This is a genomic window from Shewanella jiangmenensis, assembly GCF_018596335.1.
Taxonomy (GTDB): domain Bacteria; phylum Pseudomonadota; class Gammaproteobacteria; order Enterobacterales; family Shewanellaceae; genus Shewanella; species Shewanella jiangmenensis.
In genome coordinates this window covers 270,511-286,825 of the sequence record NZ_JAHEPS010000004.1, presented here as the reverse complement: position 1 = coordinate 286,825, position 16,315 = coordinate 270,511, and the positions used below count along the sequence as shown (strand labels likewise).

General features: G+C 57.3%; 16 protein-coding genes. 12 read left to right on the top strand and 4 right to left on the bottom strand.

Features of this window, described 5'->3' with window-relative positions:
- Window positions 1-14: 14 nt before the first annotated feature.
- From KJI95_RS12285 to KJI95_RS12240, 10 genes are read left to right on the top strand one after another with little or no spacing between them, the layout of a single operon-like run.
- Complete coding sequence (locus KJI95_RS12285; RefSeq protein ID WP_214507497.1) at window positions 15-1,571, top strand: HAL/PAL/TAL family ammonia-lyase; 1,557 nt, start codon at window positions 15-17, stop codon at window positions 1,569-1,571.
- Window positions 1,568-1,993, top strand: coding sequence for an acyl-CoA thioesterase (locus tag KJI95_RS12280; protein ID WP_214507496.1), 426 nt, complete (start codon window positions 1,568-1,570; stop codon window positions 1,991-1,993). The genes KJI95_RS12285 and KJI95_RS12280 overlap by 4 nt, the downstream gene beginning before the upstream one ends.
- A gap of 24 nt (window positions 1,994-2,017) precedes the next feature.
- A complete protein-coding gene (locus KJI95_RS12275) occupies window positions 2,018-2,713 on the top strand; it encodes a LolA family protein (RefSeq protein ID WP_214507495.1) in 696 nt (231 codons plus the stop codon).
- A gap of 5 nt (window positions 2,714-2,718) precedes the next feature.
- Window positions 2,719-5,142 (top strand): MMPL family transporter, encoded by a 2,424-nt coding sequence (locus KJI95_RS12270; protein WP_214507494.1) that lies wholly within the window; start codon window positions 2,719-2,721, stop codon window positions 5,140-5,142.
- Window positions 5,143-6,396, top strand: a complete 1,254-nt coding sequence (locus KJI95_RS12265) for an NAD(P)/FAD-dependent oxidoreductase (protein WP_214507493.1) — start codon at window positions 5,143-5,145, stop codon at window positions 6,394-6,396. It abuts the gene before it with no gap.
- Between the two features lie 11 nt (window positions 6,397-6,407).
- Window positions 6,408-7,055, top strand: coding sequence for a DUF3261 domain-containing protein (locus KJI95_RS12260; protein ID WP_214507492.1), 648 nt, complete (start codon window positions 6,408-6,410; stop codon window positions 7,053-7,055).
- Window positions 7,056-7,095: 40 nt separating this feature from the next.
- Window positions 7,096-8,328 carry a beta-ketoacyl-[acyl-carrier-protein] synthase family protein gene (locus tag KJI95_RS12255; protein ID WP_214507491.1) on the top strand — a complete coding sequence of 411 codons (1,233 nt, stop codon included), beginning with the start codon at window positions 7,096-7,098 and terminating at the stop codon, window positions 8,326-8,328.
- Window positions 8,321-8,824, top strand: coding sequence for a hotdog family protein (locus tag KJI95_RS12250; protein ID WP_214507490.1), 504 nt, complete (start codon window positions 8,321-8,323; stop codon window positions 8,822-8,824). Before KJI95_RS12255 ends, KJI95_RS12250 begins: the two co-directional genes overlap by 8 nt.
- 15 nt (window positions 8,825-8,839) lie before the next feature.
- Window positions 8,840-9,565, top strand: a complete 726-nt coding sequence (locus KJI95_RS12245; RefSeq protein ID WP_126168569.1) for a 3-ketoacyl-ACP reductase FabG2 — start codon at window positions 8,840-8,842, stop codon at window positions 9,563-9,565.
- Window positions 9,562-10,794 carry a beta-ketoacyl-ACP synthase gene (locus KJI95_RS12240; protein WP_214507489.1) on the top strand — a complete coding sequence of 411 codons (1,233 nt, stop codon included), beginning with the start codon at window positions 9,562-9,564 and terminating at the stop codon, window positions 10,792-10,794. Before KJI95_RS12245 ends, KJI95_RS12240 begins: the two co-directional genes overlap by 4 nt.
- A gap of 182 nt (window positions 10,795-10,976) precedes the next feature.
- On the opposite strand, the gene KJI95_RS12235 is transcribed toward KJI95_RS12240, so the two are convergent.
- Window positions 10,977-11,678 (bottom strand): HD-GYP domain-containing protein, encoded by a 702-nt coding sequence (locus KJI95_RS12235; protein ID WP_214507488.1) that lies wholly within the window; start codon window positions 11,676-11,678, stop codon window positions 10,977-10,979.
- A gap of 586 nt (window positions 11,679-12,264) precedes the next feature.
- Between KJI95_RS12235 and KJI95_RS12230 the strand changes: the two genes are divergently transcribed.
- Together KJI95_RS12230 and KJI95_RS12225 are read left to right on the top strand one after the other, a co-directional pair.
- Window positions 12,265-12,582, top strand: coding sequence for a rhodanese-like domain-containing protein (locus KJI95_RS12230; protein ID WP_214507487.1), 318 nt, complete (start codon window positions 12,265-12,267; stop codon window positions 12,580-12,582).
- A gap of 215 nt (window positions 12,583-12,797) precedes the next feature.
- Complete coding sequence (locus KJI95_RS12225; protein WP_250885797.1) at window positions 12,798-13,772, top strand: alpha/beta hydrolase; 975 nt, start codon at window positions 12,798-12,800, stop codon at window positions 13,770-13,772.
- Between the two features lie 30 nt (window positions 13,773-13,802).
- On the opposite strand, the gene KJI95_RS12220 is transcribed toward KJI95_RS12225, so the two are convergent.
- The 3 genes from KJI95_RS12220 to KJI95_RS12210 form a co-directional block, all read right to left on the bottom strand.
- On the bottom strand, window positions 13,803-14,390 hold the full coding sequence (locus KJI95_RS12220; protein WP_214507486.1) for an FMN-dependent NADH-azoreductase: 588 nt from the start codon (window positions 14,388-14,390) through the stop codon (window positions 13,803-13,805).
- 157 nt (window positions 14,391-14,547) lie between these two features.
- On the bottom strand, window positions 14,548-15,075 hold the full coding sequence (locus tag KJI95_RS12215) for a hypothetical protein (RefSeq protein ID WP_214507485.1): 528 nt from the start codon (window positions 15,073-15,075) through the stop codon (window positions 14,548-14,550).
- A 10-nt stretch (window positions 15,076-15,085) separates the two neighbouring features.
- Window positions 15,086-16,306 (bottom strand): S1 family peptidase, encoded by a 1,221-nt coding sequence (locus KJI95_RS12210; RefSeq protein WP_214507484.1) that lies wholly within the window; start codon window positions 16,304-16,306, stop codon window positions 15,086-15,088.
- Window positions 16,307-16,315 lie beyond the last annotated feature (9 nt).

The following is a 16,315-nucleotide window of genomic DNA, read 5'->3' as shown; positions in this document are numbered from 1 at the left end:
ACAGGAACGGTAAAATGACTAACCAATCAACTGAAATGAACGAGACTGTTAAGTTTGGCTACGGTGCCCTGACCATAGAGCAGGTAGTCGCCATCGCCAAAGGCGCCAGGGTTGCACTGAGACGCGACCAGGAATACGTGGAATACATCCAGCGCGGCGCCCGCTTTATCGACAGTTTGCTTTCTGAAGAGGGCGTGGTGTACGGCGTAACCACAGGTTACGGCGACTCCTGTACTGTGACTGTAGGGCTGGATCTGGTGCACGAACTGCCGCTGCACCTGTCGCGCTTCCACGGCTGCGGCATGGGCCGCGAGCTCACGCCCATGCAGTCCCGCGCTGTGATGGCCTGCCGCCTGAATTCACTTGCCATCGGCAAGTCCGGTGTCAGTTTTGAGCTTTTGGAGCGCATCGAAACCCTGATTAATGAAGACATCTGCCCGGTTATTCCTGAAGAAGGCTCGGTGGGCGCCAGCGGCGACTTGACTCCGCTGTCTTATCTGGCCGGGGTGTTAATAGGCGAGCGCGACGTGTTTTACCGCGGTGAACGCCTGCCCAGCAGTGAAGTGTTCCAGCAGCTCAATATCACCCCATTGAAGCTGCGGCCGAAAGAAGGCCTGGCGCTGATGAACGGCACCGCGGTGATGACGGCGCTGGCGTGTCTTGCCTATGACCGCGCCGACTACCTGACCCGCCTGTCGTCGCGCATTACCGCCATGGCATCCTTGACCCTCAAGGGCAACTCCAACCATTTTGACGACATCCTGTTCGCCGCCAAGCCCCATCCGGGCCAGAGCCGGGTCGCAAGCTGGATCCGTGACGACCTCAATCACCACGAGCATCCACGCAACTCCGACCGGCTGCAGGACAGATATTCCATCCGCTGCGCGCCTCACATCATAGGGGTTCTGGCCGACGCCCAGCCGATGCTGCGCCAGTTTATTGAGAACGAACTCAACAGCGCCAACGACAACCCAATTGTCGATGGTGAGGGCGAGCACATTCTCCACGGCGGCCACTTCTACGGCGGCCATATCGCCTTTGCCATGGACAGCCTCAAGAACCTGGTGGCGAACATCAGCGATCTTATCGATCGCCAGATGGCGCTGGTGATGGATCCCAAGTTTAACAATGGCTTGCCAGCGAATCTCTCAGGCGCCGAAGGTGCCCGCCGCCCCATCAACCACGGCTTCAAGGCGGTGCAGATTGGCGTATCGGCCTGGACCGCCGAAGCGCTCAAGCTGACCATGCCCGCCAGCGTGTTCTCCCGCTCCACCGAGTGCCACAACCAGGACAAAGTCAGCATGGGCACCATTGCCGCCCGAGACTGTTTGCGGGTGCTGGAGCTGACCGAACAGGTGGCCGCCGCCGCGCTGCTTGCGATGGCGCAGGGTATGCGTCTGCGCATCCGTCAGGGCGAGCTGTGTGAGTCGTCACTTACCGCTTCTGTAGCCAAGACCCTGGCTCAGGTGAGCGAGGCTTGCCCGCTGGTGACCGAAGACAGACCGCTCGAAGCCACACTGCGCCAGACGCTGGCACGTATTCAGGCCGCTGAGTGGGAGGTGTGCCGATGAAGTCACTGCTTCACGCCGAGACGGAAATCATTATTCCCTTCCACGATGTGGATCCGATGCAGATCACCTGGCACGGTAACTATTTGCGTTACTTTGAAATTGTGCGCTGTGAACTGTTGGACAGACTTGGCTACAACTACCGCCAGATGCAGGCATCCGGCTTTGCCTGGCCGATAGTGGATGTGCAGATAAAGTATGTTCGCAGCAGCACCTTCGGGCAGAAAATTCGCGTCAGCGCCGATCTGGTAGAGTGGGAAAACCGCTTACGGATCAATTATCAGGTGCGTGACGCCGAAAGTGGCGAGCGGCTTACCAAGGGCTATACCATTCAGGCGGCGGTGGACATGAGCAATAACGAACTCTGCTTCGTCACACCCGAGGTGTTTCAGGCCAAAATTCGCCCGCTGCTGGGCGAGCTGTAACCACTGACGGACAAAGAGGTATCTATGGGGCTGATTGTTAAGTTTTGCGTTGGAATACTGGCATCCGTGCTGTTCTCGCTACCAGCGCAGGCTGCAGACACTGCCCAGAACGCCGACGTCAGTCTCGGGGCACTCAGCACGGCCCTTAAGCCACAGGGCGCGGTGCGCGGCGAGTTTGAACAGACCCGTACCCTCAAGGCGTTAAAGCGGCCACTGGTCAGCCGGGGCAACTTCGTGTTTTCGCCTGAACAGGGGCTGATATGGGCACAAAGCCAGCCCTTTGAGAATTTACTGATTTTAAGCGAAAGCCGGATGCTGAGCCGCGACAGTGAAGGTCTGTGGCAACAGACCGAGGTGGAGGCCAAGGCGGGCCCTGCGACCTTAATGCCCATGCTGGTCAAGGCGATGATGGGCGGCGATGTGGCCACGCTGGAGCAGCATTTTTCGCTCACCTTAAACGTGACAGACAATCGCTGGCAACTTAGCCTCACCCCAAAAGACAGTGACATCAAGGCGCTGTTTGCCGCCATTGAACTTGAAGGCAACTTTGTCAGCGAGGCAAGCCCTGAAGGTGCTAACACTAACGCCAGCACAGACCGGCTCAAACTTATCAGCCCCAATGGCGATGCCAGCGATATCCGCTTCAGCAAGCAGCAAAGCGGGCCGCTGTCGGAGCAAGAGCGGCTGGCTTTTAGCCCGCAAATTGAGTCGGGGCAATAAGTTAGATGGCGCTTGGGGGAAGCAAAATCACAGTTAAGTCACAGACTGCAGGCCGCGCAGGGCTGAGACTCGTCCTTTGGCTATTGCTGCTCGCCGCAGCCGTCATTTTCGGCGTTAAAACCCTCAAAGAGAGGGATGTGGTCGAAACCGACATTCTCGCCATGCTGCCCCATTTGCAGCAGGATGCCCTCACCAGCCGAGCGCTCGCGAGTATTGAAAACCGGCTAGCCAACGAAAGCTATCTGGTGCTGACAGGCGAAGACAAAGCCACAACCATCGAAGCCGCCAAGGCCATGATGGCCGAACTTGCTGCTTCCAGCGCGTTCGCATCAGTACGCAGCGGCAGCGAACTCGACCCCAAAGAAATTTACCGGCTCTACTTTCCGGCTCGTTTTAATCTACTGACCGATTCACAACGCACGCTGCTGGAACAAGGCAAGCTCGATGTGCTTATCAAGCAGGCCGACATCGCCCTCTACAGCGCCTTCGGCTTTGCCAGCAGCGAGCTTATCAGCGAAGATCCCCTGTTGCTGTTTCCCAGTCTGATGCAGGGCTTCGGCAAGGGCCATCGCCTCGCTGAAGAAGAGGGGATACTGCTTGGCAACTCAGGCGGCCAAACTGCCGCTATTATCATGGCCAAGGGCAAAGACAGCGTATTCAGCCCCAAGGCGCAGGAAGCGCAGTTAAGTGTCATCAATGCCGCTTTTGATAAGGTAAATCCGGCAAACCAACTAAGCCTGCTTAAGGCTGGCGCCCTGTTCCACGCCCTTGAAGCCACCCAAAGCGCCAAGGCCGAAGTCTCCTTGATTGGCTCACTGTCGCTGGCCGGCGTGGTGCTGCTGGTGCTACTGAGCTTCCGCTCGCTGATGCCGCTGCTGCTGGCAAGCCTTACCCTTGCCAGCGCCATGCTGAGCGCGAGCCTGTTTACCATCCTCATTTTCGGCAAGTTGCACCTGCTGACGCTGGTGTTTGGCACCTCGCTGATAGGCATTGCCATCGACTATAGTTTCCATTTTTATGCCGAGCGCATCGGCCGCGATGAGCGTGCAGGCCAAACACTGAGCCGCATTCTGCCAGCACTGACGCTGGCACTGACCACCAGCGTGCTCGCCTATATGGCACTGGGTTTTACTCCCTTTCCGGGCATGCAGCAGGTAGCGGCGTTTTGCGGCGGCGGCCTTATCGGTGCGTATCTGACTTTGTATCTTGCCTATCCGGCCCTGGCAGGTAGCCGTATTCAGGGCTCAAGTTCGGCCATCAAGCTGGCCTCTCGTTTTCTTTCGCCGTTCGAAGCCACAGGCCCCAAGGCTCTGGCCGCGGCAGGCATGCTAATCCTTATTGTGAGCGCCGCAGGGCTTGGCAAGCTGCAAACCCGCGATGATATCCGCAGCCTGCAGCAAGGCTCAGACGCGCTGATGGCAGAAGAAGCCAAAGTTCGAACCCTGCTCTCGGGCGGGGTGGATAATCAGTTTTTACTGGTACGGGCCGAGTCGATGCAGGCACTGCTCGAAAGACTCGAAGCCCTCTCGCCGGTGCTCGCAAAGGCCGAAAAAGACAAACTCTTGCAAAGCCATGTGTCCCTTGCCAATTACCTGCCATCCAGGGTGCGGCAGCTGGAAAACCATAACCTGCAGCAGCAAATCTATGGCCCGAGGCTTGGCGAGATACTTGCGCGCCTGGGGCTGGAACCTGAGCTCGAAGCAAAGCTTCAAGCCAAATACCAGGCCGGCGCACAAGCACCCATCGAAGCGGATGCCTTTTTTGCCACTGCGCTGGGGGCAAGCCTCGAGCCGCTGCTGCTTGAGCCCACGGGGACAGATGCCAAAGCCCAGGCAAAGCCGCAGGAGTGGGGCGCCGTGGTGCTGCTTGGCGGCATTCAAAACTTAGCGGCACTTAACCAAGTGGTAGCGACTCTGCCCGGGGTAACTTTGGTAGATAAGGTCGGTGATATCTCCAAACTGATGGGAGAATATCGCCAAACCACCCTGTGGCTGCTGGCGCTGGCGCTCTTAATCGCCTTCGGGGTGTTTGCCCTGCGTCACCCGTGGAAACTTGCGGCAGCCATGGTGGCGGTACCGGCTGTGGCGGCGCTGCTCAGCCTGTCGCTGCTGGGGCTCCTTGGCTCGCCACTTACCCTGTTCCATGCGCTGGCGCTGCTGCTGGTATTCGGCATAGGCATTGATTACTGCCTGTTTTTTGCAAGAGAAGTAAACATAAAACAGGATGAGGCGCATCACAGCGCCGACGACGGCCAGAGGGTAATGTTGGCCGTGCTGCTGTCGGCGGCGTCGACCACCCTCGCCTTTGGGCTGCTGGCGCTCAGCAATACACCGGCAATTCACTATTTTGGCCTCACCTTGGCCCTCGGGATTGGCTTTACCCTGCTGCTCTCGCCCCTTATTCACACGTTCAAAAGGACACTGAAGTAAATGCACAATGGAACCCGCGAACAGCTTGACGTTGTTGATGTCGTGATTATCGGCGCAGGCCCCTCTGGCGCCATTGCCGCCAGCCTGCTGCATAAAGCCGGAAAGCGGGTATTGGTGCTGGAACGCCAGCACTTCCCACGCTTTTCCATCGGTGAGAGCCTGCTGCCCTGCTGCATGAACTTTATCGAAGAGGCCGGCATGTTGGAGGCGGTCAATGCCGCCGGTTTCCAATTCAAGAATGGCGCGGCGTTTCGCCGTAACGGCACCTACACCACCTTCGACTTTACCGATAAATTCACCCCGGGCCATGGCACCACTTTTCAGGTGCAGCGCGGCAACTTCGATAAGCTGCTGGCCGACACAGCCGAGGCTCAGGGCGTAGAAATTCGCTACGGCCACACGGTTGAGCGCATCGACATCAGCGGTAAGCCAAGCCTCTTTGTCAGCACTGAATCAGGCGAAAGCTATCAGGTCGACGCCGAATTTATGCTGGATGCCAGTGGTTTTGGCCGGGTGCTGCCACGGCTTTTGGATCTGGAGCGCCCCTCCAATTTGCCGTCACGGATGGCGATTTTTACCCACGTTGAAGACAATATCAGCGATGCAAATTTCGACCGAAATAAGATTCTGATAAGCGTCCACCCCGAACACAAAGACATCTGGTATTGGCTCATTCCGTTCAGCAACGGTCGCTGCTCGCTGGGTGTCGTAGCCGAGCCACATCTGCTGGCGCGCCTTGATGGGAGCCTCGAAGACAAACTGCTGCAGGTGGTGCGCGAAGAGCCGGGCCTTAAAGCGCTGCTTAAAGATGCGGTGGTGGTGCAGCAGTGCGCCGAACTTAAAGGCTATTCGGCCAATGTGAGCCAGCTTGCCAGCGACAAATATGCCCTCTTGGGTAATGCCGGCGAGTTCCTCGACCCGGTGTTCTCCTCCGGGGTGACCATTGCCATGCAGTCGGCCTCACTCGCCGCCCGCACCCTGCTTAAGCAACTAAATGGCGAAACCGTGGATTGGCAGCGCGACTACGCCGAGCCGCTGATGACAGGCGTGAACTGTTTCCGCACCTATGTGCAGGCCTGGTACGACGGCACTTTCCAGGAAGTGATCTTCTTTGAAAACCCCAATCCAACCATCAAGCAAATGATCTGCTCCATCCTCGCCGGATACGCATGGGATACGGAAAACCCCTTCGTGAAAGAGTCGCAAAGACGGCTGAATATGGTGGTAGAATTGTGCCGCGAGGCCAAGGCTTAAGGACAGCGTTGATGACATCAAGATTGCTGCTGACAGGGTTACTGCTGCTGGCCACCACGGGTTGCAGCCAATTGCTGCTGCGCCAGACCTGTGTTGGCCTGTCAAAGAATGTGAATTATTGCCTGGCGCCCCTGCCGGTACCGGCAAAAGCGCTGCGGGAGACAAACGACGCCCCAAAGCCGCAGCGGGCAGCGAAGGCACCAAACACGCCAGCCCCAGAGAGCCGCAGCCAAACCCAGAAAGTCAGCATTGATATTGACGGCAAACGTCATGAACTCTTGAGCGAGCTTGAGCTCAACCAGCAGCAGCTGTCTGTGGTGGGCCTGGCGCCGCTGGGTCAGCCGCTGTTTGATGTCAGCTTTGATGGCAACCGCCTTGCCAGTGAGCAAAGTGTGCTGCTTGGCGATAATTTCCGCGCCGAATATTTAGTGGCGCTGCTGCAACTGATTTATTGGCCTGAGGGTCAGCTCAATGCGGCACTGGCTGGTGGTCAGGTGCAGGAGCAAGCCTGCGAGCAGGGCCGCTGTCGCAGCCTGATTTCCGCCGAGGAAGGCGAGCTGGTGCATATCAGTTACAGTCATCCAGACCCCTGGCGCGCCCGGATCACCCTGAATATTCCGGCGGCCAAACTGACGCTCAAAATCACGCCGCTGGCGTAACGCAAGCCCCTTGCATAAGAGGTTCGATGAACCAGAGGGAATGGGGCACGATTTAGGAAGCAAGAGATTGACCAAGATAGCCATTACCGACACAGGTTTTTGTACGCCGCTGGGTGCGGCTGCCACTGAGATCCTGCCAAGGCTGCTCGCCGGTGACAGCTCTGCCATGGTGCAAAGCGGCGATCTGCTGGCGTTGGGCGCCACCCTGGTGGGTGAAGTCAGCACCCCGCTGCCGGCCATTCCGACCAACATGGCCAAGTTTGACTGTCGCAACAATCAGTTACTGCTAAGCGCCGCCGAGCAGATCGCGCCCACAGTTGCCCGGGCTATCGCCAGTTTCGGCAAAGATCGCATCGGCGTGGTGCTCGGCACCTCCACCTCCGGCATTGCCAAGGGCGAAGGGGCCCTGGCCTACCACGCCGAGCACGGTGAGTTCCCCGCCGATTATCATTACTTTCAGCAGGAGCTTGGCAGCACCAGCGACTTTCTGCGCCAGTACTTTGAACTCGATGGCCCCTGCTACACACTCTCTACCGCCTGCTCATCCAGCGCCAAGGTGTTTGCCAGCGCCAAGCGATTACTCAATGCCAAGCTGTGCGACATGGTGATTGTGGGCGGCGTCGATAGCCTCTGTCGTCTTACAGTCAACGGCTTCGATGCGCTGGAGTCTGTCTCCAAAGGCCACTGCAACCCCTTCAGTGCCAATCGTGATGGTATCAACATAGGTGAAGGCGCGGCGCTGTTTACCCTGGTTCGCGGTGACGGCCCGGTTTTGCTCAGCGGCTGCGGCGAGTCCGGCGATGCCCATCATATTTCAGCGCCTCATCCAGAAGGACGCGGCGCCATCGATGCCATGGGCGCAGCACTTAGAGACGCAGGGCTTAAGCCATCTGACATCGATTACATTAACCTGCACGGCACAGCTACGCCGAAAAACGATGCCATGGAGAGCCGCGCGGTTTGTGCCGTATTTGAAGGCCATTTGCCCCCCTGCAGCTCCACCAAGCCGCTTACCGGCCATGCCCTCGGCGCCGCAGGTGCCATTGAAGCCGCCTTTTGCGTGCTGCTGTTAAGCGAAGGCAATCGCAGCCTGCCACCCCAGGTGTGGGACGGCATAGCCGACGCCAACGACCCACAGCTGCCACTGGTGCCTATGCCTTCCAGCAAAACCCAGGCTGACCAAGGCCCCATCCGCCATGTGATGAGCAACTCCTTTGCCTTTGGCGGCAGCAATGCCAGTTTGATTTTCAGCCGTGGAGGTCAGCATGACTGACAAGCTTTGGGATGGCGCGCCGCTTTCCAGCATAGACGTGGAAACCTTTTTGCCCCATCGCCGCCCCATGGTGCTGATTGACGAGGTGCTGGAGCACGGCCACGATAGCCTGCTCACCGCCACCCATATCAGCGACGCGAGCCCCTATTTTGATGAGACTCTCGGCGGCGTGCCCAACTATGTGGGCATAGAGTACATGGCCCAGAGCATTGCGGCGCTCGCCGGGGTCGAAGCCACCCTGCGGGGCGAACCCATTCAGGTTGGTTTTTTGCTGGGGTCGCGCAAGCTGTCCATGCCGCTTGCAGTGTTTGCCAAGGGCGAAACCTACACCACTGAAGTGAAACGCCTTTATCAGGAAGACACCGGCCTTGCGGTATTCGACTGCCGCATTTTCCACGGCGCCACGCAAGTCGCCGAGGCCAACGTCAATGTGTTCCAGCCTCAAGACACAGACGCCTATATTCGTGAGAGCCAAGGCTCATCCACCAGTATCTAGCACAGGAGCATAACAATGACTAAAAGAGTCCTGGTGACAGGTTCCAGCCGCGGCATTGGCAAAGCCATTGCCCTGCGCCTTGCATCTCAAGGCTATGATATTGCAGTGCATTACCACTCAAACCTGACCGCCGCCGAAGCAACATGCAGCGAGATTGCCGCCCTTGGCGTTAAGGTGAGCCTGCTTAAATTTGATGTGGCCGACCGCGCTGGCGTGCGCGCCGCGATTGAAGCCGATATCGATGCCAACGGCGCCTACTATGGCGTGGTGCTCAATGCCGGCATCAACCGCGACACCGCCTTCCCGGCCATGACAGATGATGAGTGGGACAGCGTAATCCACACCAACCTCGACGGTTTTTACAACGTGGTGCAGCCCACTGTGATGCCGATGATCCAAAGCCGTAAGGGCGGACGCATCATCACTTTGGCATCGGTATCCGGCATTGCCGGAAACCGCGGTCAGGTAAACTACAGCGCCTCCAAGGCCGGGCTCATCGGCGCCACCAAGGCGCTGTCGCTGGAGCTCGCCAAGCGCAAGATCACCGTTAACTGCATCGCCCCCGGCCTGATTGAAACCGACATGGTGAGCGAATTCCCCGCCGACATGGTCGACCAGTTGGTGCCGATGCGCCGCATGGGCAAGCCGGAAGAAATCGCCGCACTGGCGGGATTTTTGATGTCCGATGATGCCGCCTACATCACCCGTCAGGTGATTTCGGTGAACGGAGGCATGCTGTGAGCCGCCGGGTTGTGGTCACAGGCTTTGGCGGCATCAGCAGCCTCGGCCATGACTGGCCATCGATTGCGGCAAGCCTTAAGGCCATGCAAAACAAAGTGGTACGCATGGATGAGTGGGACAGGTTCGATAACCTCAACACCCGTCTGGCCGCGCCCGTGACCGACTTTGCCGTGCCCGCCCACTATTCGCGCAAAAAAATCCGCTCCATGGGGCGGGTATCTTTGATGGCAACCCGGGCCAGTGAACTGGCGCTGGAAGATTCGGGCCTCCTTGGCAGCGACTTTCTGACCTCGGGCGACGTCGGCATAGCCTATGGCTCGTCCACCGGCAGCACCGATCCCCTGGTTGGCTTTGGCCGCATGCTGGATACAGGCGACATGTCCGGCATCGATGCCACCAGCTATATTCGCATGATGGCCCACACCACGGCAGTGAACGTGGGGGTGTATTTCGGTCTTCAGGGCCGCATTCATACCACCTCCAGTGCCTGCACCTCCGGCAGTCAGGGCATAGGTTACGCCTATGAAGCCATCAAGTACGGCATGCAAACCGCCATGCTGGCCGGTGGCGGCGAAGAGCTGTGCGCCAGCGAAGCCGTGGTGTTCGACACCCTGTTTGCCACCAGCACCCAAAACGCCACCCCTGAGCTGACGCCGCGGCCATTTGATAAACACAGAGACGGCCTGGTGATAGGTGAAGGTGCCTGCACCCTGGTGCTGGAAGAGCTGGAGCACGCCAAGGCCCGCGGCGCCCATATTTATGCCGAACTCATTGGCTTTGGCACCAACAGCGACGGCCTGCACGTGACCCAGCCCAATGCAACCACCATGGAAGGGGCTATCCGTCTGGCGCTGAAAGATGCTTCACTGGACGCCGATGCCATCGGCTATGTGAACGCCCACGGCACCGCCACCGACAGAGGCGACGTGGCCGAAACCCGCGCCACCGCCGCCGTGTTTGGCAGCCGTATGCCCATTTCGTCGCTGAAGAGTTATACCGGCCACACCCTGGGCGCCTGCGGCGCACTGGAAGCCTGGTGCAGCATTATGATGATGAATGAAGGCTGGTTCGCGCCCACCATCAATCTTGAAGAAATCGACCCCGACTGCGGCGAGCTCGACTACATTCGCGGCGACCTGCGCAAGCTTGAAACCGATTATGTGATGAGCAATAACTTCGCCTTCGGCGGTATCAACACCTCGCTGATTTTCAAGCGCTGGCAAGACTAAGCCACTCTGTCTGCCAATAAAAACCGGAGCCAACTGAGGCTCCGGTTTTTTATTTCGCATCAGATGAGACTTAAACTGCGTGGCTTTTTTGAGTCATCGATTCATCAACTCATTGCCCGAGCGACTGCAGCGTGCGGCCTTCAGGCGGCCTATTGTTAGCTAAGCCATTAATAAAGCTAACTTTAGGCTGCGTCACTCAGGCGGCCGATAATCTCTTCAACCTCGGCGCGCACCTCAATCAGCGCCTCTACACAGCGGCTGTCAAGCTTACCTGATGCGGCCATGCGTCTTAACTCATCAAAACACCGCTCCAGCGGCCAGGGCTCCTTGTAAGGGCGGGCGCAGCTCAGTGCATCCAGGATATCGGCCACGGTAACGATGCGCGCTTCAATGGGAATTTGCTCACCGCAAAGCCCGCGGGGATAACCGCTGCCATCGAGGTACTCATGATGACAGGCGACGATATTGAGCATGATTTGCGAGTCCGGCAGATGACTTAAGCCAAAGTCGCCAAGGATTTTGCGGATAATAATCTCGCCTTTATCCACGTGGGTTTGCATCAGCAGCCTCTCATCGCTCGTCAGGCCGCCCGGCTTCAGTAACACACTGTCTGGAATGCCAATTTTGCCCACATCGTGCAGCGGCGCAAACAGGGCAATGTGCTCAATCTGCTCGTCGGTGAGCCCGGCTTCGGCGGCAATCTGTTTGGCAATCAGCCGGGAATAGGCCGACATACGCTCAAGGTGCGCGCCGGTTTCAAAATCCCGCAGCTGGGCAAAATCCCGCGCCACCTGCGCCGAAGCCAGAATAGTGCGCACCGCCGCAAATTCGTTGGAAAGCGACATATTAACCAGATTGGCGTACAGCAGCATGTCCCGCTGCATTTTGGCGTCAAAGGCCGCCTGCCGGGACGAGTCAAAAAATAAAAAGCCAATAAACTGTCCGTTGTCGTAGAGGGGATGGTAAAAGATGACTGGTAACCCTGCTGCAGGAGCCAGGCCGAATGCTGGTTGTCGGCGCTGATGGCCGCCTGTATGTCGTCGATGGCGCGACACTCGCCCGAATTGGCAATATGGCTTAAGGAGCGGCTGTCACTCAAACGATACTGATAACCGTGAATAGCCTCACCGCGGCGGGTACTGTTGATAAAGGTTTTCAGTAAATCGGTTTGCGCATCGTAAAGCGCAAAGGCGATACGATCGACATCCGGATAGGCTTCCAGCAAACGGTCGTGAATACGGCCAATCCTCTCGCTGGCCGTGCTGCCCTGCTGCCACAGATATGCCGGGATTACCTTGGTCGAATCGAACATGCTTACCCACCCCAAACGACGCTCTTTCGCTGATTAGTGTAGGCCAAAACACGGCAAACAGCGTGTAAATTGGCGAAATATTGAGCAATCTCAAGGTTTGATTTTTACCATCCATTAGATTATTCTCAATAAATATTTTCTAATTCGATGGTGAAATGATGTTGCAATCCATACTCGCTGGCCTGTCCGGCAGTGCTCTGCCCGCACAGTGCTGGGAACTGGTTAAAAATGGCGCCACCCTGGTGGATGTACGCACCCCGGCCGAATTTGCCCAGGGGCATTTACCCGGCGCAGTGAATATTCCGCTGGATACCCTCGAAACCTGGGTTGCCACCCATGCCGACAAAGCCGCGCCCATGGTGCTGTACTGCGGCGCCGGTATCCGCGCCCAGAAAGGCTGCGATATTCTGAGCGCCAACGGCTGCTGCCATATCATCAACGGCGGTTCACTGAAAGACTTACTGGCGGGCGCCTGAGGCCTGCACGGCGATGAGCCAAGACAAGCAGACGCCACGCCCGGGCTTTGCGATCAGTTCCGGCCGGGGGCAGGCAAGCCGCAAGGTGCGTTATGTGGAATACAGCCACAGCGCTGAGGGTTGCAGACTGTGCCGAATGCATACGAATTCAGCTTGTGATGCAAAGCAACTGATGGTTTCCTCCAAGGAACAATTACCGGAGAAAACCCAGTCGAATGATGACGCAAATCAAGGCACAACCGGCCAGACTCAAGACCAAACTCATCATGTGTCTGCTGCTTTGCGGCACACTTATCAGCCACCTGTGCAACGCAAGTCCGGTGCCCAAGGTCGCCGCAGGTGAGCTTGTCAGACTGGATAAACTGGACTTTGGCGATATTCAGGCGCGACCGGTGGATGTGTGGCTTCCACCCAATTATCTCAGTCAACCCAACACCCGTTTCGATGTGCTTTATGTGCACGATGGTCAAATGCAGTTTGATGCTTCTGTCAGCTGGAACCGACAGGCATGGGAACTCGATGATACCGCCATTGAACTGATGGAGTCGGGCAAGGTCCGCCCCTTCATTGTGGTGGCCATTCATAATACCGAGGCGCTGCGGCACAGCGAGTATTTTCCGCAAAAGCCATTTAAATCTTTGCCGAACGCGACCCAGACCAAGCTGCTCGAGGCCGAGCGCAGCGCCGGCGTAAAACTGTTTGCGGCGCCACTGTATTCCGATCTGTATCTTGATTTTATCGTGCGGCGGCTAAAGCCCTATATAGACCAGCACTTCAGAGTAAATACCACCGCAGAGCATACCTTTATCATGGGCTCCAGTATGGGTGGACTGATTTCCATGTATGCGGCGCTTGAGTATCCGGATGTGTTTGGTGCGGCGGCCTGCCTGTCGACACACTGGCCGGGGGTCTTCAGTGAGCCGGATAATCCTCTGCCAGCGGCATTCGCCGACTACCTCGGCAGCAAACTCTCGCCCACCAGCAAAACCCGGCTCTATTTCGATCACGGCGACGCCACGCTCGATGCGTTATATCCGCCACTGCAGGCGCAAATGGACAACAGCATGCGTAAAAGCGGCTACCCTGAGACACTGTGGGAGAGCCGCTATTTTAAGGGAGCTGACCATACCGAAACGGCATGGGCGGAGCGTCTGGCTATTCCGCTTCAGTTTTTACTCTCGAGCCATTGATCTGCCCATGTAACCGGCAGGCCGGCAGCCTTACTGAATAACCAGTTGGCTGCGCGCCTCGCTCAAACCTTTCTCGGCCGCTTCCGGGCCCATGTTCAGCGCTTCGGCGTACACGACTTCCACCTCAGTAATCCCGATAAAGCCCAGTACCGTCTTCAGATAAGGCACCACGTGATCAGACGATGCATCCTTGTGCATACCGCCGCGGGTCGCTACCACCAGGGCTTTTTTACCTGTGACAAGTCCAACCGGGCCTTGCTCGGTGTAGCTGAAGGTAACACCGGCACGGGCAACCAAATCAATCCAGTTTTTCAGCTGGGTTGGAATGCTGAAGTTATACATGGGCGCTGCCACCACCAGGGTGTCGTGGGCCTTGAGCTCATCGATAAGCGCGTTGGACAAAGCCAGCACCTCGGCCTGACGTGGGCTCAGGTTGTCGCCGCCCCGCAGACCAAAGGCGATTTCGCCGTCGAGCACCGGCAGCGGCTGGGCGGCCAGATCCCGCACTGTCACCTCAACACCCGCACTGCGCTCTTTGGCAACCCACTCGTCAATCAGACGGGCCGATTGGGAAAAGTCACCGAGAATGCTGGATTTAAGAACCAATACCTTTGTCATAAAACCTCCGAAACCGGGAACTGTTCCCGCCAATTCATTTGATGACTGCAAGTTTATTGGCTCATAAAAACGAATAAAAGCGGATAAAATCAGACATAACTTTCTAAAAAATAGAAAAGCCAGTCAGAGACTGGCTTTTGAATGGCGGGGCGACGGCTCAGCTGCCGAAGTAAAACTGATACTCGTCCACCAGAGCTCTGACCTTGCTGTCGCTGGCAATATCGACCACAAAGCGGTCAGCCGTCGACACCACCCATGCCATGGATGCCTTATCCAGCCCGCCCTGCGGATTGCTGTACATGTTTTGCGCCTGGGTAAAGTTCTCGCGGTATTCCTGCTTGGCAACGGGCTGGCCATGCACCCGCAACTCGTAGGTCACCACCAGATCGTTATTGGTCACCACAGGCAAGATGCCCAGCGAGCCGCCAGCCAGAATTGCCGAGGTCAAACCGGCTGCCGTGCCGCCCGCCGTTGGCTGCAGCTTGTAACTCACAATTAACCGCAGCGGCGTGCCAATATTTTCTTTGTCGATGGCGGCAAACGACGGGCTTTGCTTGAGCTTGTCAAACAGCTCACTGCCCTCGATTGTGCTCAGGTACAGCACGGGCGGCAGCACCAGTTCGGCCGCAGAAACCGATGAAACCGCGGCCAGCAGAGTAAGTGATGCCATTGAAAATCTTTTCATTTTTATCTCCTTACTGGAAGCAGGCCATCTGAACAACGGTGGACAGCGCCGCATCGTTGCTGGTGCGGATATCGCCCTTGAGGTTGGGCTCTACCTGGGTATATTTGATTTGGTTGGCATCGAGGAACTTGGCCACATACTTTGCATCCAGGGCAAAGTTCACGTTCTGTGGCAAGGCGCCGGATTCAATCAGCTTGGCTGCATTGAGCGTCGCCACTGTCACCCCAAGGAGTTCGCCGCCATCCGACACCACAGGACCGCCGCTGGAGCCCGGCTGGATCGGCGCAGAAAACTGGAACTGCCCCACCGAACCTTTTAGGGCATTGAGGGAGCTGACGTTGCCACGGGTCAGGTTTGGCGAGGCTGCAAGCAGCCCCTGCAGCGGGTAGCCAACGTTGGTGACTGATTCGCCAAGGAAGATTTCACTGCCTTTACGCAGCGGTAAAAATCGCTCTGAGGTGCTTTCAGTGCTGACCACCGCCAGATCCAGCAGGGTGGACTTGGCATCCACTTTGGCATTAAACGACTTATCGCCCGCCTGCACCTTGGTTACCAGACACTCGTTCAGCACATGGGCGGCAGTAAGCAACTGGCCTGACTGGTTGATATAAAACCCGGTGCCGCTGGCAACCGGCTTATCCAGATTCGCCAGCAGTAACGGATTTGCATCTTTCATGGCCAGCGTCGTCGGGTAGGTGGCGGCCGATGGTTTGAGGCTGTTGAGCACATCCACAATCACCAGCTGAGTCGCGCGCATGGCGGCGTTATACATGCCCGAGTTATCACCAATGTAGCCTATGTCAGCGCTGAAACTCTTGCTGCCTTCACGCAGTGGCTTGTCACCGCCGTTAAAGACTTTGTATTTCATGGTCATAGTGACTTTGCCGGAAATGAACTCCCATTCAGGATCCATATCCACCAACAGGCCATACTGTTCGCTGGACTGGCGGTCGAGCAATTTGGCATTGCCAAAATAGGCACCAAAGGCATCGCGGGCACCGTCGCCAAGCGCCGCCCCCGGCTCAACCCACAGATTCCACTTATCCAGATACACCCGGGTATCAAGTTCATGTTTTGGCAGATAATAGGCCACCGCTACGTCCACCGGCAGAGTGATGGACTTGCTTACCGCTACCCCTTTGGGCAGCTTGTTGGCGTTTAGACGGGTATTGGCGCACCCGGAAAGATTGGCACAAACCACCAAGGCCAGTGCCATACAGAAAAGACGCATGCTGTTGTC

Coding starts and splice junctions, on each gene's coding strand:
- KJI95_RS12285 (WP_214507497.1), top strand. CDS start 15: ATGACTAACCAATCAACTGAAATGAACGAGACTGTTAAGTTTGGCTAC.
- KJI95_RS12280 (WP_214507496.1), top strand. CDS start 1,568: ATGAAGTCACTGCTTCACGCCGAGACGGAAATCATTATTCCCTTCCAC.
- KJI95_RS12275 (WP_214507495.1), top strand. CDS start 2,018: ATGGGGCTGATTGTTAAGTTTTGCGTTGGAATACTGGCATCCGTGCTG.
- KJI95_RS12270 (WP_214507494.1), top strand. CDS start 2,719: ATGGCGCTTGGGGGAAGCAAAATCACAGTTAAGTCACAGACTGCAGGC.
- KJI95_RS12265 (WP_214507493.1), top strand. CDS start 5,143: ATGCACAATGGAACCCGCGAACAGCTTGACGTTGTTGATGTCGTGATT.
- KJI95_RS12260 (WP_214507492.1), top strand. CDS start 6,408: ATGACATCAAGATTGCTGCTGACAGGGTTACTGCTGCTGGCCACCACG.
- KJI95_RS12255 (WP_214507491.1), top strand. CDS start 7,096: ATGGGGCACGATTTAGGAAGCAAGAGATTGACCAAGATAGCCATTACC.
- KJI95_RS12250 (WP_214507490.1), top strand. CDS start 8,321: ATGACTGACAAGCTTTGGGATGGCGCGCCGCTTTCCAGCATAGACGTG.
- KJI95_RS12245 (WP_126168569.1), top strand. CDS start 8,840: ATGACTAAAAGAGTCCTGGTGACAGGTTCCAGCCGCGGCATTGGCAAA.
- KJI95_RS12235 (WP_214507488.1), bottom strand. CDS start 11,678: ATGCAGCGGGACATGCTGCTGTACGCCAATCTGGTTAATATGTCGCTT.
- KJI95_RS12230 (WP_214507487.1), top strand. CDS start 12,265: ATGTTGCAATCCATACTCGCTGGCCTGTCCGGCAGTGCTCTGCCCGCA.
- KJI95_RS12225 (WP_250885797.1), top strand. CDS start 12,798: ATGATGACGCAAATCAAGGCACAACCGGCCAGACTCAAGACCAAACTC.
- KJI95_RS12220 (WP_214507486.1), bottom strand. CDS start 14,390: ATGACAAAGGTATTGGTTCTTAAATCCAGCATTCTCGGTGACTTTTCC.
- KJI95_RS12215 (WP_214507485.1), bottom strand. CDS start 15,075: ATGAAAAGATTTTCAATGGCATCACTTACTCTGCTGGCCGCGGTTTCA.
- KJI95_RS12210 (WP_214507484.1), bottom strand. CDS start 16,306: ATGCGTCTTTTCTGTATGGCACTGGCCTTGGTGGTTTGTGCCAATCTT.